Origin of the sequence: Sphingobium psychrophilum (genome assembly GCF_012927105.1) — a bacterium.
Classification (GTDB): domain Bacteria; phylum Pseudomonadota; class Alphaproteobacteria; order Sphingomonadales; family Sphingomonadaceae; genus Sphingobium; species Sphingobium psychrophilum.
Map to the genome: position 1 here is coordinate 12,889 of NZ_JABBFV010000026.1, position 21,994 is coordinate 34,882.

17 protein-coding genes are annotated in these 21,994 nt (G+C 57.1%); 7 read left to right on the forward strand and 10 right to left on the reverse strand.

Annotated features, from left to right (window positions below):
* Positions 1-1,656: 1,656 nt before the first annotated feature.
* Both HHL08_RS22100 and HHL08_RS22105 read right to left on the reverse strand, forming a co-directional pair.
* Entirely contained in the window at positions 1,657-2,184 is a 528-nt protein-coding gene (locus HHL08_RS22100) for a glycosyltransferase (protein WP_169575119.1), read from the reverse strand.
* Positions 2,181-2,843, reverse strand: coding sequence for a glycosyltransferase family protein (locus tag HHL08_RS22105; RefSeq protein WP_206378043.1), 663 nt, complete (start codon positions 2,841-2,843; stop codon positions 2,181-2,183). Before HHL08_RS22105 ends, HHL08_RS22100 begins: the two co-directional genes overlap by 4 nt.
* Positions 2,844-2,929: 86 nt before the next feature.
* Here HHL08_RS22105 and HHL08_RS22110 point away from each other — a divergent pair, with 86 nt between their 5' ends.
* The 5 genes from HHL08_RS22110 (at position 2,930) to HHL08_RS22130 (ending at position 10,036) form a co-directional block, all read left to right on the forward strand.
* Entirely contained in the window at positions 2,930-3,703 is a 774-nt protein-coding gene (locus tag HHL08_RS22110) for a metallophosphoesterase family protein (protein ID WP_235955231.1), read from the forward strand.
* Between the two features lie 244 nt (positions 3,704-3,947).
* The gene (locus HHL08_RS22115; RefSeq protein WP_096063564.1) at positions 3,948-4,244 is read left to right on the forward strand and encodes a hypothetical protein; all 297 of its coding nucleotides are present in this window, start codon (positions 3,948-3,950) and stop codon (positions 4,242-4,244) included.
* A gap of 224 nt (positions 4,245-4,468) precedes the next feature.
* Positions 4,469-7,057 carry an O-antigen ligase family protein gene (locus HHL08_RS22120; protein WP_169575120.1) on the forward strand — a complete coding sequence of 863 codons (2,589 nt, stop codon included), beginning with the start codon at positions 4,469-4,471 and terminating at the stop codon, positions 7,055-7,057.
* 70 nt (positions 7,058-7,127) lie between these two features.
* Positions 7,128-7,817, forward strand: a complete 690-nt coding sequence (locus tag HHL08_RS22125; protein WP_096063562.1) for a polysaccharide biosynthesis/export family protein — start codon at positions 7,128-7,130, stop codon at positions 7,815-7,817.
* Positions 7,818-7,840: 23 nt separating this feature from the next.
* Positions 7,841-10,036, forward strand: coding sequence for a GumC family protein (locus HHL08_RS22130; protein ID WP_169575121.1), 2,196 nt, complete (start codon positions 7,841-7,843; stop codon positions 10,034-10,036).
* Positions 10,037-10,242: 206 nt separating this feature from the next.
* Here the strand turns inward: HHL08_RS22130 and HHL08_RS22135 are convergent, their stop codons facing one another.
* Entirely contained in the window at positions 10,243-10,596 is a 354-nt protein-coding gene (locus HHL08_RS22135) for a Rap1a/Tai family immunity protein (RefSeq protein ID WP_169575122.1), read from the reverse strand.
* A gap of 110 nt (positions 10,597-10,706) precedes the next feature.
* On the opposite strand from HHL08_RS22135, the gene HHL08_RS22140 reads away from it, so the two are divergent.
* On the forward strand, positions 10,707-11,849 hold the full coding sequence (locus HHL08_RS22140) for a cell wall hydrolase (RefSeq protein ID WP_328804734.1): 1,143 nt from the start codon (positions 10,707-10,709) through the stop codon (positions 11,847-11,849).
* Here the strand turns inward: HHL08_RS22140 and HHL08_RS22145 are convergent.
* The 5 genes from HHL08_RS22145 to HHL08_RS22165 all read right to left on the reverse strand — a co-directional run bounded on the left by HHL08_RS22145 (position 11,794) and on the right by HHL08_RS22165 (position 17,360).
* Positions 11,794-13,716, reverse strand: coding sequence for an HAD-IIIC family phosphatase (locus HHL08_RS22145; RefSeq protein ID WP_169575123.1), 1,923 nt, complete (start codon positions 13,714-13,716; stop codon positions 11,794-11,796). The two genes, HHL08_RS22140 and HHL08_RS22145, sit on opposite strands and share 56 nt — an antisense overlap.
* 44 nt (positions 13,717-13,760) lie before the next feature.
* Complete coding sequence (locus tag HHL08_RS22150) at positions 13,761-14,060, reverse strand: hypothetical protein (protein WP_096063557.1); 300 nt, start codon at positions 14,058-14,060, stop codon at positions 13,761-13,763.
* On the reverse strand, positions 14,050-14,478 hold the full coding sequence (locus HHL08_RS22155) for a hypothetical protein (protein ID WP_169575124.1): 429 nt from the start codon (positions 14,476-14,478) through the stop codon (positions 14,050-14,052). Before HHL08_RS22155 ends, HHL08_RS22150 begins: the two co-directional genes overlap by 11 nt.
* Positions 14,479-14,776: 298 nt before the next feature.
* Complete coding sequence (locus HHL08_RS22160) at positions 14,777-16,168, reverse strand: sugar transferase (protein WP_169575125.1); 1,392 nt, start codon at positions 16,166-16,168, stop codon at positions 14,777-14,779.
* A 388-nt stretch (positions 16,169-16,556) separates the two neighbouring features.
* The gene (locus HHL08_RS22165) at positions 16,557-17,360 is read right to left on the reverse strand and encodes a metallophosphoesterase (protein WP_096063554.1); all 804 of its coding nucleotides are present in this window, start codon (positions 17,358-17,360) and stop codon (positions 16,557-16,559) included.
* 601 nt (positions 17,361-17,961) lie between these two features.
* Here HHL08_RS22165 and HHL08_RS22170 point away from each other — a divergent pair.
* Positions 17,962-19,311 carry an IS1380-like element ISSp1 family transposase gene (locus HHL08_RS22170; protein WP_013039775.1) on the forward strand — a complete coding sequence of 450 codons (1,350 nt, stop codon included), beginning with the start codon at positions 17,962-17,964 and terminating at the stop codon, positions 19,309-19,311.
* Positions 19,312-19,690: 379 nt separating this feature from the next.
* Here HHL08_RS22170 and HHL08_RS22175 read toward each other — a convergent pair whose 3' ends face one another.
* Both HHL08_RS22175 and HHL08_RS22180 read right to left on the reverse strand, forming a co-directional pair.
* Entirely contained in the window at positions 19,691-20,578 is an 888-nt protein-coding gene (locus HHL08_RS22175; RefSeq protein ID WP_206378044.1) for a UTP--glucose-1-phosphate uridylyltransferase, read from the reverse strand.
* 1,059 nt (positions 20,579-21,637) lie between these two features.
* Positions 21,638-21,808: a hypothetical protein gene (locus HHL08_RS22180; RefSeq protein WP_169575126.1), complete on the reverse strand. Its 171-nt coding sequence runs from the start codon at positions 21,806-21,808 to the stop codon at positions 21,638-21,640.
* Between the last annotated feature and the right edge of the window lie 186 nt (positions 21,809-21,994).

Consider the following 21,994-nt stretch of genomic DNA (forward strand, 5'->3'; position numbering starts at 1 on the left):
GCCGCCGCCTTTCACCCGGAGGTTTGGACATGCGCGGCGGCACCCCGGAAACCGAAGTGTCCGAGTTGCTTCACAGGCGGAATTACCAGTTCCGGCGCTGCCCTTTGCGCAGCGCCTTGGCACGCTACCAGAGGCGCGTCCGCGCGCCAACCCTGACCGCGCCAGTAGCATGAGGATCGCACAGTTACGTCGATACACATGCGTCTCCTGGACACAGCAGGAAAGCGCGTGCTGCGCATCTTCGCTCGGCATGAAGCTGGTCAATCCGGCTTCGGCAGGTCGATACACGGATGGGAGCGCGTTCGACAGGTCTTTGGCGAGAACGCCTTTGACTCGCAGGTACCGCAGAAACGCCTGTAAACGGGAGCACATGATCCAAGCGGGCGTCAGTCCGCGGTCAGCGGCATACTGCTCGACGTGTGCGTCGCCTCCGGGCCCGAAGGACGCGCAACAGCATTGCGAGCCAGCTCCTCGATGAACGGCCGAAATAACCATAGGTGGCGCACCATTGAAATTGGCGCGAAGCCACGCCGACACTCTATATAGAGGGCATATGCCTGCAGGATGTTTTCGCGCGGATCGCCACAGGCATCGGTCAGGGGGCAATGCCGTCGGTATCGCGCAGGACCGACATCAATCGGGCTAGTGCCAGGGCCTCCCGTCTGCACTGCAGCCTGTGTCGCGACTGCTCAGCGGGATATCGTGTCACGATTTCATCCTGGACGTCGTCAAGTTTCAAGTTGGCGGTTGCAAGCTAGAGCTCGAAAGCCCGATAAAGGCATAAGTACCGATAGCCGTGCGCTCTGCTCTAACCACGCCGCCGCCGCCACCGATGTAAAAATGAATGTGTTCGGCGAACAGGCCACGCTTAATACCATGAAAGGTCCGGCTGCTGCTCCAATCTCTTTGTGATTATGGTTGTTCACGGCCGCACGTATTGGGGGCAATGAGGAAATTATGCCGCATCGATAACCGCTAAGACATCAATGCCAATGTGATAGCGGGAACCCATCGCCGCATCAGGCTGCCCGGCATAATGGCGAATGCCCTGCCACAAAAGGTGGCAATGTTTCGGTCAAGGGGGTGGGGGGTTGAGATTCCACTATTTTGGTGGAGCCCCGTAGCGAAAGAAGCACTGCATCGCTCGAGCTGAGCGGATGCCATCCCCGCATGCCGATACGCATTCGCATATCATTATGTGAGTCGTCATTTGACTACACCCGACGGGCAGGTGCGCGGTTCGGTTCCGCCACGGCATTGATCTCTGGCTCCATCTACTCCCCATTCCCAGCCTGTCATGGTGCGGTGCATTATAAATTTGGAGGCGCTATTTGTCGGGGCGTGAAACTCCTGTAGAACGATTCGCGTAGGCCCGATTGTCGTGATCAGGGAGCCAAGAGATGAGCATCTTCTTATGTTTGTTTGGAGTGCATCGACCTAACCGTGAGCGTATTTGGGATGATGGTCTCAACATGCGCGCGCGCTGCAAGGGCTGTAAACGTCCCATGGTGCGAATGCCTGAAGGGTGGCGTCTTTTTCGGGCGCTCGATTATGACGAACGTAGGGCTGCACATCCCCGGGCAGAAAAAAGTTGATGCCGCATACCGCAACGCAGCGATCTGATATCACGCCGATCATCGGCGGTTTCTTGATCCGTCAGGCGCCCCGCAGCCATCGCTGTACCAGATTCAATCGTGAGGCGGGCAGGGGCTGTTCGATATAGCCGTTGAGCATGGCTATGAAGCTCTCGGGCGCCTCGGCCGTCAATTGTGGACTGGCGCTTAGCGTGTCAGCGCGATCGAGTAATTGCGCCAAATGGGCTTCATCTTCAGCAGCGAAAACGCCTGGATAATGGCGAAACCGCCGCAACGTTGCCATTTGATGTCCGTTGCGGTGCTCTCCAAGCCTGTGATCGCGCGCGAGAATGATGATCGGGATGCCCAGTTCCATAGCCGTGATGATCGAACCCATTCCAGCATGGCTGATCATGAGCATCGCCTCGCCCTGAAGCTTGCGGAAGGCGTCGTGGTCCACAAATGGAAACGTCTTGATCTTCGTAGGTTGATAGGTGGCGGGCCCTACCTGTGCGACGATGTCATCGCGGTCCCGCTGCGCGGCCCAGCGGTCCACCGCACTGACAAGGCGATCAAATGGCAACTGCGTGCCGACAGACAGAAGGATCACAGAACCTGCCCGAAATAGCTGATGCCATTGCGATCATCCGCAAGGTCTGGCCATTGGGTCAGTCGTAAATCAGCGACCCATCTCACAGCTCGTCCAGACAGCGACAATTCCTCGCTATTGGCAATGGAATCGATCCATATCGTTCGCGCCCCAATAGCTTTCCCGATCAACAGGGCGATAGCGCCAGGAGCAGCGCCGGTCGAAACGACAAGATCAGGACGAAAGTCTCGAATGACACGGAGCAACTGCGTCATGGATCGCAGCATCGTGATATAATTATCGCGCGAACTGTCCTTGATCTGCAGCACTGGCCTCGTCCCGAGGGGCGCTGCCATATTGCCTGCTGTACTTACAAACTGGCAGTCCCATTGGCGGAATGCTGCTTCAAGACGGCATAGTTCGATCCAGTGGCCGCCGGCCGAGGCCACCAGTAAAGCCCGTTTCATACGCTGGTGGGCAACGGGCGAATTTTGAACGCAGAGGTTTGGCTCAGACCGCGCGACACGCCACTCTTTCGGCTCTGTATGATCAGTCCGGTTCGATCTGCCTGTGTCAAAGCGACCATGGTCTCCATCTGCCAGCATGCTGCCTTGTGTCCCCCGATTTCCGACATCACCACCGCTATCAAATATATGGACCAAAGCCTGCGCAAAATCCATCAGGTTGCGATCGGAATTGGGTCCAAGGCACCTATGATGGACAAAGTGGCAAGCCTCCATTGACCTCTTATATGTGCCGGGAATAGATGCCGCTCACGCCCCCTCGTTCAAATGACGCTATATCGGGAATTATTCAATTGCCAAGTACAGATGCCGGTGAGCGCATTTATGCCGTAGGGGATGTGCATGGCCGTTTCGATCTCCTTCAGAAATTGATCGAGCGTATCGGCGAGCATAATGGTGCGCTTCCGCCAGCCAAATCCCTGCATATGCTGTTTCTGGGCGACCTTATCGATCGCGGACCGCAAAGCGCGCAAGTGCTCAAATTTCTGCATGATCTACAGCGCAAGACGAGCCGCATTCTCGTGCTGCAAGGCAATCATGAGGAGGCACTGCTCCAGTCTATAGATGGCAATCTTGAAGTGCTCGAGGGCTGGCTGCGCTTTGGTGGCGCACAAACGCTCGAAAGCTTTGGGCTGGCATCTCCAGGGGCAGGGGATGATCTGCGGCTTTATCTACGCGAGGTGCGGTCCGCCATTCCTGCTCTTTATATAGAATGGATACGGCGTTTGCCGCTGACAGCACGGTCGGGTGATTATTTTTTCTGCCATGCCGGTGTGCGTCCGGGGGTGGCTTTGCGCCGTCAGACTCGCGAGGATCTTTTATGGATTCGCGATGATTTTCTTGCTGATCCACGCCATCATGGCGCAGTCATCGTTCATGGCCATAGTATCGAAACCGACGTCCAGCTTCGCGATAATCGCATCGGGATCGACACAGGTGCCTATCGCACAGGCATTTTGACTGCCATCTACCTGGAAGATGACAAGCAGGAACTGATCTCGGTATCCATGGCGTAGTCGAGCGCCGCAGCCTTGCCAATGGCATGCGAATCGCGGTGTGGGTAAGACTTTGACCGCACCTGATCGAGCCGTAACTGGCTGGTCACTGCTATTATGCCGCTGTAAAATGCGACGTGCGACGCGAAATGCCTTTGGCTATCACAGGTTCATCCCTGTTGACCTTGCGATGCAGCAATGTCATAGGAAAGAGCGTAGAAGGCCTTTCTGATCAAAGGCAATCGATATTGGGAGCGAGAAACACATGAAGAAGATCTTTCTTGGCGTTGCCGCTGTCGCGGTTGCCTTTGGCTCTGCGATTTCGGCTCAGGCCCGTGACACGCGCCCGGCATTCCTTGCCTTGTCGACAGCTGCTGCGCCCGCCGCCATGGGCGGCGATGCCGCCGTCGCGCAGGGTGGTTCGGACGCAGGTTCGTCTTCTGGCGTCGCAAAAGCTGGTCCCAAGAAGGGGTTGCTGATCGGTGGCGGTGTGCTTGCTGCCGGTGGCCTGATCGCGCTCGTCGCATCGGGTGGCGATGATGATGATGCCAGCCCTAACTGATTGATATTGCCATAGGGTGCAGCTGTGGCATGCCCTGGCTATTGGTATGCAATAGCCAGGGTTTATTATTGTCTGTTGCGCTGCTTCTATCGCTAATTTTGATTCCGATGTCGCACTTCTTCTTTGGGGCGGCATCCTTCCAGCAATGGCCTTAACGTGATTGCTGCGCGTGCTGAATAGCTGATGGCTTTGTAGGCCAACTCGGCAACGGTGGCTTTAGGCTCATGAAATTTGATACCTTGACGCGGCCGTTGCGCTTTTTAGGCGGCAGCCTTTATGGCAGAGCGGCACCGCTGTTCATCCTACTTGCCTTATTGGCAGGAGGGGGCGGCAGAAGTTATCCCCTCGTAACGGCTTTCATTGCCTTGGCAGGCCTTTGCCTTCTAGCCATCGAGCTTGCCCGTTTCAGATGGGCTGGAAGACCCATATCGTTCAAGTTCGGTTGCGCCCTGGCCTTGGCTTGGGTCCTGTTTATCCTGTGCCAAATCATGCCGTTGCCCCCTGGGATTTGGCATGACCTGCCTGGGCGCGCCATCCCACTTGCCTTTTACGAGATCATGGGGTGGCACGATGCATGGCATCCCCTCAGTCTGACGCCGGGCCTCACTTGGGCAGCCCTCCTTGCCTGCGTCGCCCCGATTGCCATGTTTCTTAGCGCTGCCGCCACGTCGCGCGAAGAGGCCATACGTCTCATCCGCTTGGCACTTCTGGTCGCCATTGGCAGCGCCATATTGGGTATAATCCAGTTTGGGGCTGGAGCCGCTAGTCCTATCTATCTCTTTGATACCGCGCATCGAGGCGTAGGGGTTGGCCTGTTCATCAATCGTAATCACCAGGCCACATTCCTGTTGGTGGCGCTGGTGTTGGCGGCGATCCCCGGCGTCGTTCTGCCCGACCGCATGCGGAAGGGCGCTGATGGTACGCGCGCTGGTCTCCTGTTGCTCCTTCTGGCAACGCTGCTCGCCGGCGCTGTTCTGGCGACAACGTCGCGCACCGGCATAACGCTGCTGCCCATCGCGATCCTGGGTGCGGCGGCCGTTGCCTATCTCGGCGGGGCTACAACCGGTCATTGGCCAAAGCTGCTTATTGGACTGGCCGTGGTCGGTGTCGGGTTGCTGCCCACGCCCGTCGTACAGCATACGCTGGCGCGCTTCGCCACGGTCGCTGAGGACCAGAGGCAGGATTATTGGTCGAATACGCTTTTGGCGATCGATCACAGCTTTCCTGCGGGCACGGGCCTCGGCAGCTTTCGCACGATTTATCCAACCGTTGAGCCGCTCGAACAGGTCGGTCTGCTTCGCGTCAACAATGCGCATAATGATTATCTGGAACTGGCCCTGGAAGCAGGACTGCCTGGCCTCGTCATTCTGGGTCTTGTTCTGGCTCTCATCCTCTTGTCGGTAATCGCGGGAATGCGCAAGGCGCAGACAAGCTGGCGCCAGGCATTCAGTCTGGCTGCCGGCTTCGCCTTCCTGCTGATGGTGGCCGGCTCGGTGGTTGATTATCCTTTGCGGATGACCTCGATCGCGGTTCTGGCGGCGCTTCTGCTTGGTCTGTTGGTTCGCAACAATGGCAGCCAGCAGGAAGGGAAAGATCGAAACGCAGGCCCGGTTGTGCGGACGTTTATTTTTTCGTTTGCATCGCTTTTAGGTTGGCAGATCGTAGCCACCCAATGGGCGCGTCATCAACTGCTGGCAGGCGATGGGGCAGGGGCGACTGCGTCCGCGCCTTGGCTGGCGCAAGGCTGGTCCTTGCACGCTGACACGGCGGCTGGGCGGGGGCGACCGGCAGCTGGTATCGAGTCCGCCCGCACTGCCCTTGCAATTGCTCCCCTCGACGCTGTCGCCTTAAGAGCGCTCGGCCTCGGACTGATCGAGATCGGTGATACTGTTCGGGGCAACGCGCTCCTCGAAGCTGGCGCTGTCCTTGGATGGCGCGAGGCGGTGAACCAATATTGGCTGGTTGATCGAGCTTTGGCTTTTGGTGCTTATGATGTGGCTGTCCAGAGGCTCGATGCCCTGCTTCGTCTCAACCGGGCATCTAACCACCAACTGGATCGCTTGGTCGCGATAGCGCAGGCACCGGGAGGCAGAGCGGCTATCGTTGCGGCCCTTTCAGACCGCCCTGGCTGGCGTCAAGCCTTCTTCAATGCGATGGCGCGCCAGGCGCAACTGCCGACCATCATGGCGGTGCTGAGAGGCGTCAATGCGACAGCCGCACCGATCGCCCCAACGGAAACGGCGCTTATTCGCTGGAAGCTTGCCGATCGGGCCGAGTGGGCCGCCGTTCGTGCTGTTTGGCTGCAAAGCCACGGCCAGCATTTGCTCGGCGATGGCGCGTTTTCGCTTGGCGGCGAAGATTTGTCGGCGGCAGGACCGCCACTGGCCTGGCGTGCGCCAGCGCTGCCTGGCGCACATGCCCTCATAGCCGAGCCTGACCTGCCTTGGCGGCAGGAGGCCGTAATGGTTACGAGCAGTGGGATGACGCGCGGAACTGTTCTTGCTCAAGGCTTGGTCCTTGAACCGGGACAATATCGAATTCGGCTCATGCAACAAGGCGGCAGCACCACGATACCAAGCACCCAATGGGTTATCGCGTGCAATCCAGGTGGCGCTGATGCGACAATCACACCGATTGCATTGCGCTGGCATTCGGCAAGGGACGATTGGAAACAGGGGCAGGGCGCATTTGCGATCAATGCTGGCTGTCCCGCCCAGGATCTGCGGCTCGAACTGGAAACGGATGATGGCCAATCGGGCAGCCTCTTTATCGATGACGTGGCCATCGAGAGATTACGTCCGGTTCAGCCGTGAGGCGTTGCGAGATGTTGCAACGCGCCATCATTTCCTCGATAAGCCATAAGTATCAAAGGGGGCGTGGTTCATGAAGCGATCGGTTATTGCAGCAGTCGCAACTGGACTGGCACTTTCGGCGTGCGTCAGCCGCAATGTATCCCAGAATGTGGAGCAGGGCAGTCTTGCCTACGAGCGGATTCCTGCCTTTGCGGGCGAACCCAAGGTCGCATTGTATCGCATTGGCGAGCTTGACCGACTCGACATCACCTTCTTCCAGGAAGCGGAAATGTCGGCAAAAGGCATGCAGGTCGATGCGGCAGGCGATATCACCATGCCGTTGGTTGGCCGGGTTCATGCCGCCGGGCTTACGACTACCGAATTGGCAGAGAAGCTGCGCCAAAGCAGCGCGCGCTTTTATGTCGATCCGCAGGTTACCGTTAGTGTAACAAGTTCGGTTTCCCAGAACGTCACTGTCCAAGGGCAAGTCACTGAGCCTGGTATCTTTCCGATACAAGGGCCCACGACCTTGCTCGATACTGTAGCGCTGGCCAAGGGTGAGACGGAAAATGCCGCACTCGACAAGGTCGTGGTCATTCGCTTCATCGGCGACAAACGCTATGCCGCTGCTTTCGATCTTGGCCGCATCCGCCGCGCAGAGGATCAGGATCCTGCCATCATGGCGCGCGACGTCATCATTGTTGGCCATTCCGGGACCAAGCAAGCGTGGCATGACTTTTTGCGTGCAGCGCCGCTGCTTAACGTATTCGCTCAATTCTAGCCGTGCCATTGGGGGGCAAGACCATGAACGCTAAGACCCGCGATCGGATAGAGTTCGATCAGTCTGGCGCTTCCGCCATGGCGCAAGACCAGACAGAAGCGGTCGAGCGCGGCCCGATGATCGATCTGCGAGCGATATGGGCGACCATTTATCGAAATCGCTTCGTCATGGGACTTATTCTGGCGGGATGCATCGCCCTTGGTATATTGTCGATCCTGATCATGCCGCGCGTCTATGAAGCGCGATCAAGCGTCCAAATCGATCAGCAGATTGCCAAGGTCCTTGGCACGGAGGATGACCAGACGATGATTGGCGGCGCTGACGCTGATCGCTTTCTGCAAACCCAGGTCGATATTGTTAAAAGTCGTTCCATGGCCAAGAAGGTGTCGGACAGCCTGGGCCTTGCCGCCAACGACAGGTTCCTCGAGCAGATGGGCGTTGGCGCGGTTCTGGGCGATAAGCGAGGAAAGCGAGAAGAGACGGTACTTGATACGCTGCAACGCAATCTGGACGTTGATCTCAAGCGCAACTCGAGGGTGGTCGGCATATTGTTCCGTAGCCGCGAACCCGTGCTGGCGGACCGTATAGCCAATAGCTATGCCGAAAATGTTATTTCTGGAAACATTCAGCGGAAATATTCAACTTCGGCCTATTCACGCAATTTTCTTGAAAAACAACTTGGCCTGGCAAAGGGGCGTCTCGAAGCGTCCGAGCGCAGCCTGATCGGCTACGCCCGTTCAGCCCAGCTGATCGACGCCAGTTCAGGCGCAAAGCAGAATTGGGAGGCGAGCGGCCCCCGCTCGCTTGTCACGGCTAATCTTGTCCAGCTTAATGAAAGCTATGCTGCGGCAGCGACGGCACGGTCTCAGGCGAGGGAGCGGTGGGAGCAGGCCCGTGGCGCTGCGCTCATGACTTTGCCCGAAGTGCTGGCAAATGATGGTATGCAAAGACTGTTGCAGCGCCGCGCTGAACTCAATGCTGATTTCAGCCAACTGCGCCAGCGGCTTACACCCGAACATCCTACAGTGTCCCAGGTCGGTGCGCAGGTTGCCGAACTCGAGCAGCAGATACGCGGTTTTGCCGAGAGTATTCGCAACTCGATCCGTAATCAGTATCTCACGACCGAACGGCAATATGCAGCGCTTGCGGCGCAAGTCGCGACGCTCAAGGGTGCAACGCTTGCCGAACAGGATCGCTCGGTACAATATAATATCCTGCAACGTGAAGTCGACACCAACCGACAGCTTTATGAAAGCCTGCTGCAGCGTTTCAAGGAAGTCAGCGCTGAGGCCGGTATTGCGACCAATAACATTTCCATGGTGGATCTTGCTGAAACACCCCGCCGTCCTATTTCTCCGAGGCCGCTGATCAATCTGGCACTTGCGACATTGAGCGGACTTTGCCTTGCTCTTGTCTACGCCTTTGCCCGCGAGCGGCTGGACGATGCGATCCGAAATCCCGAAGATGTCGAGTCCAAGCTGCATATGCCGCTCCTCGGTGTGGTTCCCGAGGTTGAAAGCAGCACGCCTGTCGAGGATTTGCAGGACAGCAAATCTGAAATCACCGAAGCCTACAACAGCATCCGCACGGCCATCGAACTCTCCTCCAATCAGGGACTGTTCAAGTCCGTCCTGGTCAGCAGTTCGAGCAAAGGGGAGGGCAAATCAACGACATCCTATGCGCTCGCCCGCGGCTTTGCCATGGTGGGGCGCAAAGTGTTGTTGATCGACGCAGATCTGCGCCGCCCTTCGCTGCACAAATTTCTTAATGTGCGGCAATCTGACAAGGGACTCTCAACGCTATTAGCCCGCAGCAGTACGGCGCTGGAGTCGATCCTGCCCATGGGAATGGGCATGGCCAATGCCTTTTTCATGCCAAGCGGCCCGTTGCCGCCTGACCCGGCCAATCTGTTTGCCGGCGATGCTGTCGAGACGCTGCTAGAGTCTCTGAGCGCTGATTATGATATCATCATCCTGGATGGGCCACCGGTGCTGGCGCTGGCCGATGCGACGGAATTGACGGCCGCTGTGCAGGCAACGATCTTCGTGTGCGCTGCGGGCAGCGCGCATTTCGGGCAGACACGGGCAGCCGTGACCCGCCTCGATCGCGCTCATGGGAATTTGATTGGCGCTGTTGTCACCAAATATAACAGCCGCAAGACGGGCTATGGTCCCTATAGCGATTATTATCGCTATAATTATGACGAAGACCCAGCCTGATCGGCGAACCTTGACAGCAAGGATCGACCATAAACTTAGGAGCCCGTGAGATGTGGCTGTCGGGGCAACGTTGGAAATGTGTAGCCCGCTATCATGGAGGATAGTCTGATCCTGCTGTTGCGCCCTGCCTTGAATGGGACATCGGTCTGATTTTTGGGTGAGGCGCGTGAGTTCCTTGCAGTCACAACCCTGGAAGATGTCTGACCTTATGGCTCGGGGACTGCATCGGGTTCGCAATCATAGCGTGCCTTGAGGGCGACGATGACCACAGAGGCTGCTTCGCCCGAACGGTCGCCGGGATGGCCAGCCATATATTCGATGAAAGCGCGGCGCAGATCGCCCTGGGGTGTTGCAAGTGGCAGGCAATATTCCTGCATCGCAAGCCACGCTTCATAGGCTTTGACCGAATCATGGACGCCCGTAACATAGGCAAAGCAGTAGGAGAGGTCGGGCGCTGACGTCGCCGTACAGCGCTCCAGCAATTCCCCGGCATTGAGATAGCCTATCGCACCGGTCGGCTGACTGGCAGCCAAGGCAAGAAGAAGAAGCGGGGATGGCATGGGGTGGATCCTCTTGATGGGCGCTCGCGCTGTCCTGCGAGGCAAACACGTCAACGGCCGGTAGGCGGTCGCAGGTTGCGTCTTATGGTGATTGTCCTTATGCAAATTGCGTGGAAGAACAAGATGGGATCACTGGTCAAAGGGCCATCACCCCGGATAGTGCCGCGCTGGCATGGCTTATATCTCCGCCGAGACGGAGCTCTTTTCTGACCACCTTTAAGGGCAGGCTCGCTACAGGCCTGATCCTTGTTGGCCTAGTAGGAGCGCTGCTATCATTTTGGTGGCTGGGAGCGGACTCTGAAGGGCTGACTGTTCCTATCAGAGATGGATATGTGGAAGAGGGTCCGCCTCTGGTGGCTGCGCCCTTTGCGCCCGCTGCCTTGCGAACGCTGACCCGGCAGGATGCGCAGAGGTGGAACGAAACGGTGCCTCAGATTGATGGCGTAAGCGCGCCTGCTCGCGCATTCCTCGCGGATCTTGCCAACGGCACGACGCTCACGCGCTCGCTCGATTGCCTGACCGCCGCCATCTATTATGAGGCGGGTAATGAGCCCGTCGAGGGCCAACGCGCCGTGGCGCAAGTCGTTCTCAACCGCGTGCGCCATCCAGCCTATCCCAACTCGATTTGCGGTGTCGTTTATCAAGGCGCGCAGCGAGAGACGGGCTGCCAGTTCACTTTTGCGTGCGATGGGTCGCTGTCGCGAAAGCCGATGGCTGGTGGCTGGGCACGATCGCGATCGATCGCAGCGGCCGCACTTGGCGGCTATGTCTATCCTGCGGTCGGCTGGGCGACGCATTATCACGCCGATTATGTCGTACCTTATTGGGCAGCAAAGCTGGTCAAAATCGATACTGTTGGCGCTCATATCTTTTACCGCTGGGCAGGAGCCTGGGGCGAACAAGCCGCTTTCAAGGCCGCATATTCAGGAATCGAGCCTTTGCCTGTGTGGCAAAGCCTTGGAGAGGCAGACGATGCGGTGGACAAGGCGGGGGCATCGGGCGTAGCGGAACCCCGGCCACGTGCCGTGCTCGCCAATCTTCCTGAAGAGCCCGATTCCATAGAACAGCAAGGCAGCGGCGTAGCCGCAAATGCCGGTCAGGCTACAACCGCGCCCCGCGCAGCGCCGACCGGTGAGCGCTGGGTGATTGCCGGTAGGGCCAGTCGACCATCAACAACGCAGGTTCCCACACGATCGGTCATTGCGCCGCCAACGAAGCAGGCTCTACCTGTTCCACCGATTGCGCAACCTTGATTGGCGGAAGGTCGAGCACCGGCGCGGTAGAGCGTATCCAGCGCGAATTGCCCTCTTCATCCTCACCCATGGACGAAAAGCCAAGCCCTTCATAATGATCGCGTACCAGGACATTACGGCTCGTTGGTCGATAGACACCCACAATCTCGCTTGCGCCCTCGGCCCGTGCGATCCGCACGATCTCTGCCAATACCATCTTTTCGACCCCGCGGCCCAGCACCCGGCAACTCATCAGCCAACTGTCTATCACCCACCGGTCGGACGTTGCGCACCGTAATATGACGACGCTGACCATGCCATTGTCACCGAAGCAATCCTGAAGTCGCACCTGAATTGTCCGGACCGTCGGATCGACGGCAAGTCTTCCCACCTCAAGTCCGTTATACCGCTTCGTGGTCAGATTGAACTGGTTGGATTTGGCGATGAGCTGGGCAATCCGCTCCTGTCCCATGGCATCAAACGGCGCAAAGCGGATCTCCATGGCGAGCGAGCCCAGATAATCGTCGAGGTTCGCCGCCTTTCCCGCAAGCACAGCCCGTTGGGCATTGCTTGCATAAAAGCCGGTGCGGGCCACATCTTCTTGAGAAAATGCGATGGCCTCGAAATAGCCAGCCGCGGCCAAGGTTCTGGCGAACAATGCAGGGTCGCTTGGCAGCTCCGGCACAGCGACGACCGGCAGTCGCTGGCGTATGAGCGCGCGTTCGGCCGGATTATCGTCGAGAAAGACGAGCGATGAAAGATCAAGCGACAGACTGCCGGCAATTGCAGCCAAATTGCTCGCCTTGTCCGACCAGTTTGCCTGAAAGACTGCAATATGGTCTTCACGCAAGACCATATCGGGATGTTCGCGAAAAACCGTCCTTGCCAGGGTGTCGTCATTTTTTGACGATATGGCCAGCGCAACGCCGCGGCCGTGAAGATCTCGCGCTAGCTGTTGTACCGCAACAAAGGCTTCGCCGACTGGATCGCCCTGACCAAGACGCAGACCCCCAATACCATCATCGCCAACGACGCCGCCCCAGATCGTATTATCCAGGTCAAGCACGAGGCAGCGACGCGATTTGCCCAGGATCGCGCCGAGCAAGCGACCTAGTTGATCGGCATAATAGGGGCTGGCCCGCAGGGAGACGGACAGCTTTGCCATATGCCATTCATCGGGCGCGTACCAGCTAGCCGTGCCCACCTGTTCTGCCATGGCCGCCACGTCGAGCAGATAGTCGGGCGTTTGCGCCATGTTGCCCAATAGGTCCTGGTTGAAGGCCGCAATCTGTGCACGCCGTGTCCCGGACAAGCGTCGGTCGAAATTACCAAAAAGGCTTTCGGGCGGAGGGACGAGCGTCTGGACGATAGAGGGCGCGCCTGCGTTCTCGAGAAAGGCCGTTCGAATGGCAGACAGCTTTTGTTGGGCTATGCGCAACGCTGCTGGGGGATCATCCGTTTGCCCCTCGGGAACAAGATCGCGATAATCGATCGCCAGTAACACGGCCTGGCATTGCGCACTGTTGATAATGCCTGCCGGATCGAGCGCTTGTTGATGAATTTGGCCATAGGGCCCGACCACACAGTCGAGCCATATGCCGTGCCGCACGGCACTGGCGACCAACTGCGGCACGAGGAGGTCAAGATTGCCGTTGCTGACGATCCCTAAGCGAAATGGAGTCAGCCCCAGGCTTTCGCGCTCCGATGCACCTATGCGGCCCAGCCTCCGGGCAAGATGCTCAAGCTGGCTTGCCGAAAGGGCATGGGACGCCAGATAGCGAACTTCCTCGGCCTGATTGGGGGCGTCCGTCAGCTGCTTGAGGCGCATTCGCCAGTCCTCAGGTGGCTTAGGGAGCCATTGCAACTGAAGGTAGAGATCATTGGACATGGCAACATCCCTTAACAGCGCCTGGGCCTGATAGACCGCTCATGTCATGCAATTTTGAGGATGACGCTGGTTGCATTGAGCGCAAAGCCAAGGGCTACGCTCTTGACAAGTTCCCTCGCCGTTACGGGAAGGTTGGCATTGATGATAGCAGACACAAGCGAGGTGGCACCGGCGAAAAGCAACACCGACCACCATCGCGGGAAGCTTGGATCAGTTGGCGGATGCGGCCATTCGGCCACGAGCGGCAAGAGCACCATCAAAAAATGACCGAAGCAGGAGGCGATCCAGTGCGTGAAAAAGCGCGGGATCGTTTCTCCAAGTTCAACCTGCGGATTACCGGCCATCGCGCAGTGTCTCCGCGACCGGCATTTGCATATCGGCACTCAAGGCTTCGATCAGATGCTCATAATAGACCGCCGAATGCGGATCGAGCGTCTGTATCTTGTCATCAGCCCGCCCCATGCGCGTTTCAACGCGCGTGCGGGCCGCCCGCAACTGCCATTGTGCCATGTCCCGCCATGTGGCCGCGTCGCGCGCCGCGATCGCTTGTTGCGCGAGGCCTATCAACATCACCAAGGCACCGATGATCGCGAGGATTGCAGCACCATAATAACTATGTTCATAATGTGCGCGCAGGAACAGTCCATAAATGACGGTTCCCAATACCAACAGCAATACAGCAAAACATACAGCGTCGATAACACGGCTGGTCCTGCTCGACCATCGGGATTGGGCGGGATTGTTGATGTCGCGAGGGATCATGGCGAACTCATGTCAAATTATCACCATCTCGGCAACCGCATAGAGAAAAGCCAGGCTTTTGCTGGAGATATCGCGCAGCTGTATGAAAGGCACGCGTTGCTCATCGGCCTATGTGCCATCGAACCTTCATGCGCAGTCGCCTGATATGCTATGGGCAAGCTTGTCCATGGTACAGGCCCACCTGGAAAAAAGCGTGAGGCATGATGCGTGCATGACTAGCGGCATGAAGCACGGTCGGGCAGTCTGAAAATGTCACGCCCCTCCAAAACCGTTGGTTAGCGCGACGCACCGCTAGCCTCTAAAAGGCATTGCGATGGACAACAACGCCCAACGTCCTGAACAATATCGCTATATCGAGCCAGATCGACCAGTCATTGAGATATTCCAGGTCCGCTGCAAGCCTGTCGCGCAGATCCTGCTCACGCTCCGTTGCTCCGCGATGGCCACGGACCTGAGCAAGGCCGGTAATGCCAGGCTTGCAGGCATGACGATGCCAGTAAGTCGGATCGACTTCCCAGAAGAGCTTGTTCTGCGCGGTGGAGTGGACGGCGTGGGGACGCGGCCCGACGATGCTCATGTCGCCCTTGATCACATTGAGCAGTTGGGGAAGCTCATCGATGCTCGTCGCCCGGATGAAGCGGCCCACGCGCGTAATCCTGTCGTCATCGCGAGCGGTCGAGCGCAAACCCTTCATATCGCTGCGCTCGTCGCGCATCGATCGGAACTTCATGATCTGGAACAGGCTATTTTGGCGACCGATTCGCGGCTGCCGAAAAAATACAGGACCTCTGCTATCGATTTTGATCGCCATGGCTATGAGGATCAGAAGCGGCAACAGGATGAGCAAGGCGCCCCCGGCAAAGCACATGTCGAATATGCGCTTGATCATCCGATCCGATAGGCCAAGCGGACCGCTGGCAACCACAAAAGTGATATCGTCGCCGCAGCGCCCCACGCCTAATATCGATGATCCCGTCAGTTCGCTTGCTACAATCTCTGCGTGGACATTCATGCCTTGGAGGATATGGGACCACCGTACCCTGCGATCAGCGGGACATCGCACGACCGCACGATCGGCGGTGCCGATCATCTGGGCGAGTTCATGATAACCGCCAGGGTCGTCAGTCCATATATTCCAACGCAAGGATCTGGCACGTGTTCGCGCTTCGCCTCCAATGCGAATACCGTCTGGCAGATCATCAATGAATACGGTTGCGTAGAGCGTGCCGCCAAGCGCTTTGCGCGCGACTTTGACCATTGCAAGCCGGCCAACGATCACAAGCAATACGGCGAAAAGCGCGCCAAAGCCGATCTGTATCCGCGAAGCATCTTCGCTTTGCTGAGTCGCAAAGAGAATCATGAAAAATATCGCAAGAGCAGACAAAAGGCTGCCCGTCGCCAGCTTTGCCGCGGTCATGCGCTCTATCAGCGCCGGACCGGAAAAAGCGTGAAGGATGCATCCCACCAGAAAATGGAGAAGCCCAAGCACCAGGGCAAAGGACAGGGCAGGGGCTATCCAGCCCGTTCCGAACCGAATGACACCTGCGAGCGCTGACCCTGCGAAGATCGCGACAAGATCGCACGCTACGACATAGAGGACCAAGCGCGCACGAATATGAGCTCTGGCACCCTTTGCCTTAAAAGCCGGGCTCGTGATTGAATCACCCCTGATCGCGTTCATGATATTCATTGAAGATACGCCTGAACATATTGAATTCTATCAGTGCGACCCGATGCTATGATAATGGCTATGCTGCACTGCGATAGCAAGTGAAAAGACATGTTTGCAAGACGATAAAGCGTTTCATTATCGTTGCAACAGCTTCCAAATTTCTATGGCAGTCACGCTTGTGCCCGGCATTCGCTGCTATTTGCAAGATGCTAACACAAGATTCAGACATCGCTGTTACAGCTGGGCTGACACGGTAGAAGGTCAAATTATGTGTTTGAGGGAAACGGACGGTGCCATGCGGTTGGCCGTGCTGGTGCCAAGCTTTCAGGCCAGTAGCGCTGTCCGCAAGATCCTGCTGGCGTCGGGCGCAAGTCTTTCATTGTGGGGCCTCATAATATTGGCAACCTCACAATTGTTGGGCTGATCGAACCTGAACCAGCCAACGGTCATGTCCGCTCAAACCAATGGCTGACAGGAGGCCTGATCTGTAAGCGCCGGTGTCGAGGCCGATACGGTGATCGAGCAATTCGGCGTCTACGCTGATGGAGTGCCCGTGGACGATCATTTTCTCAAATGGTCCGGGATGGCTGGTAAATTGCGCACGTATCCAGCGCGTTCGGGGCAACAGCTGTTCTGCGAGCGCGCGGGCGGGATCGATGCCTGCATGAACAAAGGCATAATCGCCGATGATGATCATTTCTTCCATTTGGCCAAGAAAGATGCGGTGGGAGGCAGGCACGTACCTGTTCATCAGGGCCGGCAAATCATCGAAGGTACAAGCATCATATTCCAACGGGGCAATGCCATAGCTGAGCGCCGTCGCGCGACCGCCGAACCTTGCAAATTGGCGCGCTGCTTCCGGGTCACCGTCCAGAAGTCGTAAAAGAACTTCTTCATGATTGCCCTGGATGAACCTGGTTGATGCTTGGTCCTGAAGCCCTATCAATCGATCCAGGACCTGCGCGGATTGAGGGCCGCGATCGATCAGATCGCCAAGAAAAATGATCAGCGGGGGGAACTGCCGGATGGACTCCCTATCAACCTGCAACTGAGCGATCAGTGCGTCAAGCAGGTCCAATCGACCATGAATGTCCCCAACAGCATAGATTGTTTGGCCCGCAGGCGACACCGCTGCGCGCGCCAAGCCTGGTCGTTGTTTGCCCTGGCGGTTGCTACGCCGCAAGGCGTGAAAAATATTGACCGGAAACATCAAATTACCTGAAAATCACTATCAGCGCAGTGGCTCGACTATAGCTCGCAATCCAATGTTCCAATCATAAATTTAAAGCATTTCAATGTTATGCCTTTTGCGGCCGTTGAAAGCCAGGAGGGTGAAAAATCCGATGGTCCAAAGCCGGCGTTGCAAACATCGCCACGCGTCATGAATTGACGATCGGAACCCGTGAACGGCGCGCAATCGAGGCCTTGGTTGTTGTCCAGATGTAAAATATCGAATGATTCTCGTTTGTTGATATTGATCGATCACTCGGGCAGGTATTTTTTCTTACCCTTATGGATAGGTCAATATATGATCTCGAACACTTCAAAAGAGTGCCGGCGGTCTGAGCTATTTCCGCTTGGTGGCATGATGATTGATAGAGCAAAGATAGTGGCTATTGCTCCAAACTGTCGCGGATCGAGCATCTATTTTAATGATGGTTCCATCTGCCATGCACGCCTTAGCCCGCCTTATTCACCAAAAGTGTCCTGAAGGGTTGGCGGGAGTGGCGTAAGCCTCTGATCTGAATTAGGAACTGGGTGTCTAAGCCGAACCTGCCGCAGGGCAGAAAATGCCACGGGCCACACCCGCCATGAACGATGATATCGCAAGCTCATTTGGATTCCCAGCAGTCGGCCGCAAGAAAATCACAGCTGCGTTCGACGGTGGCCGGCTTACCTCGGATGGCGGTGTTCTACTGCTTGCACAGGCCGAGCGCGCGATGGGGATTTGCCAGCGCCTGGCGGCTTGTATTGCCGATCCGCGCGATCCAGCGCGGGTGATCCATCGCCTGGATGACATTCTGCGTGCCCGTGTGTTCGCGATTGCGTGCGGCTATGAGGATGCCGATGATCTCGATGCTCTGCGCGACGATCCAGGCTTCCGCCTGGCGCTCGGCAAGCTGCCGGAATCGGGCGCGGGGCTGGCCAGCCAACCGACGATGAGCCGGTGGGAAAATGCACCGACTACGCGCGAACTGGCCAGCATGATGGCCGCGATGATCGACATCTACTGCGCCAGCTATCCCGCCCCTCCGACAGCGGTCACGCTGGATATCGACGACACGTGCGACGTCGTGCATGGCTATCAACAGCTCTCGTTCTGGAACGGGCATCATGGGGAGCGCTGCTTCCTACCGATCCATATCTACGACACCGCGACCGGCAGGCCGGTGGCCATGCTGCTGCGCACAGGCAAGACGCCTTCTGGAAAGGAGGCGGCGGGGCACATCCGACGCCTGGTGCGTCACCTGCGCCGTAATTGGCCCGATACCCACATCACTATCCGCGGCGACGGGCACTATGGTCGACCCGAGGTCATGGCCTACTGCGATGCGGCCCGCGTCGATTACGTGTTCGGCCTGCCCACCAATTCAGCGCTGCGCGCCGATCCCGCCATTGTTGCGGTCGCCGATGCCTGCGCGGTCAAGCGCGCCCAGCGTCAGTGTCCCGTCCTGCGCAACTATGCCGAGACCCGCTATGGGGCAAAGACCTGGAAGTGCCAGCGTCGCGTCGTTGCACGGATCGAGGCCAGCACGCTGGGCATGGACATCCGCTATGTCGTCACCTCGTTGGCAACAGGATCGGCCGAGCACATCTACGACACGCTCTACTGCGCGCGTGGTCAGGCCGAGAACCTGATCAAGCGCCACAAGTCCCAGCTCGCCAGCGACCGAACCTCGTGCCGCTCGGCCAATGCCAATCAGATGCGCCTGATACTGCACACTGCCGCATACTGGCTGCTATGGCGCATCCAGCAGGCGATGCCCAGGACCGCTGCTCTGGCAAGCGCGGAGTTTACCACCTTGCGCCTGCGGCTGCTCAAGGTCGCTGCGCGCGTCGTAGAAAGTGCTAGCCGCATCCGCATTGCCTTCGCTTCCGCCTGTCCGGATGCCGACCTGTTCCGCGCCCTCGTTCTCCGGCTGAAGCCTGCGCCGACGTAGCCCATGCGGCAGCGCCGCAGAACTCCGAGCCCAGCCCTTCAACCCGAAAAGCCCATCAATCCGAATGCGGTGAAACAAACGCCAGCGATGCCGGTCGTCCGCGCAATACAGCCAGCCGCAGCAAATGCCCAGAGCGGGCCCGAAACCGAGCGTCGTGAATAAGAGAGGTTAGCCCGCAAAATGTCTATGGAAAGTTGTTTTGCCAGCAAGGGCGTTGAAGAGGCGTTACTATTATTGCGGTGATATCGGAATATATGTCACCGCAAGGGAAGGGGATGCCCGCCATCATCGGACCGTGAAATCTGAAATTCTAACCCGCACATGCCGATCAGGCCATCCTTGCAGATAGGGTCTCGCGATACCAGGGATGTGATGATTTCTATGGATGGCGTATCTTTGCCAGTTCTGCGCTGGCAAATTCACGGATATGATCACCTATGTCTTCGCGCGCAATTGCGAGGGCGAAATTGGCTTCGACATAACCGGCCTTTGAGCCGCAATCGAACCGTCGTCCGTCAAAAGTGACGCCATGAAAGGCCTGTCGACCGATGAGCGACGCCATGGCATCGGTTAGCTGGATTTCACCGCCAGCGCCCTTATCCTGCTTTTCCAGTATCGCCATTATCTCGGGCTGCAAAATATAGCGCCCTGGCAAAATGAGGTTGGATGGTGCCGTGCCAAGGGCAGGCTTCTCTACCAGGCCAAGGACCTGCGTCAATTTCCCGTCGCATATGCCAGGATCAATCACGCCATAGCTTGGCGTATCTTCCATCGGCACCTCCAGCGCGCAGACAAGATTGCCACCTACCTGAGCATAGGCATCGACCATCTGCTGCATGCAGCCCTGGCCTGGGGCACCTTTCATGAATTCGTCTGGTAGCAAAACGGCAAAGGGTTCATTGCCGATCAACTCCCGCGCGCACCAGATCGCATGGCCAAGGCCCAGCGGCTCCTGCTGCCGCAGGAACACAGCATTGCCAGGCATCAGCCGTGTGCCTTCCAGGGCAGAGAGATCCTTACCGCGCTCGCGCTGCGTTGCTTCGGTTTCGAACGCGATATCGAAATAGTCTTCGATCGCCCCCTTTCCCCGGCCAGTGACGAAAATCATCTGTTCGATGCCGGCTTCGCGTGCTTCGTCGACCGCATATTGAATAAGAGGGCGATCAACCACTGGTAGCAGTTCTTTAGGCACAGCTTTGGTCGCTGGCAGGAAGCGCGTACCAAGGCCAGCTACAGGGAAAATCGCCTTACGAATAGGATTAACCAAGATATGCCCCCACTTGCTTAGTTATGGCCAATTCCTTGCTTGCCCTGCATTGCAACGTCAACACAAAATGCGATTTTTTTTTTCGGATATATATGGTCATGAAAATGACATTTGTGCGTGGCTTTAGTCTGATAACGACAGCGTTTGAATTCAAACAAGTGGATGAGTTCAATATAGTCTCTGGACTGTGTCTACAGATTGCTAGTCTGGACCTGTCTTGACGCCATTTTGTCGGTCTTCGCCGAGCTTGGCCGCAGCGGCGTGTGCAGCGGGGGGGGGGGGGCGGATCATGGCCCCTTTTGTTCGCCGCGGCTTTTTGAGAGGCTTGTTGGGCTGGACGCCCCGGTTCGGGACTTCTGCGGCACCGCCGCACAGGCTTTGTAGGGCAAGCCTGCGCGCAAGTCGCGATTGCGCAGAAGATATCGGCATCATGGCAGGCTGTAGCGATGCGATGCGGATTTAAGATATGGTCTCGATGACGGGGCCATGACGTTCAGGAGTCTGAAGCGCACGGCAGCAAACTCAGCGGTGGGCATGTGAGCCGCAATCGCTTGATGGCCCGCCTCCCATCAGCGTCGCACACAAGGCATGTGTCGAGGAAATTCAGGCGCGCGCCTCTGCGCAGGGAAACCCAAATTCGACATGTGCGTTTCAGCAACAGGTCGACCGTTGGAAGTGGAACGGAACAATGCCGGATGGGATACGGGGTCTTGGTGATGTCGGCGGACTGATTGTAGCCCAATTACATAGATATAAAAGGTAGAGCGGCTGTTGGAATGGAGATTTGTGCGAGCTGGACATGGATGAAATGCACGTCGTCAATATGTATTCTTGCTCGAACATGTTTCGTTTACGTCACGTTAAAATTGCTGTATTGGAATAGTCAAGAAAAGGAGAGGTCGCGTGGATACGCCTTTGAGAGGAATGATTTTTGGCATTCCGCTAGCAATGATTATATGGGCTCTGACGGTCGTACTTATATGTATTGGCTGATGGCCAGGTTAGCATAGATTTTGGTATTTATGGCGGATAGCCATTTGGCTTAGGCTATAAATTCATTCACTTATCTATGTCTATTTTTATTCGCTCATCATTGATCATTTCTCTTTCTTTGTCTGATGTATCATACGCTGTGCAAAGCAGATCATGATAGCTACCAGGCTGCTGGTCGGATGGCTTTATAGTCTCTTTCGCTATCCAGTCTGCAGACCAAATCGCTTTTGTCGCCATGCGGCATTGTATCTTGAGCGCGAAATTTGCGGCATGCAGTGGCTGCAATTACAGAATTATTTCGAAAGCGCCCGCAACCGGTTCACCTATGCCCTGATCTGGAAAGAGCGTTAAGCGCGCTGTTCCCGGGTTTATCTGACCGTAGGTTACGCGATATTTACTATCTTCACCTACCGACAGGGAATG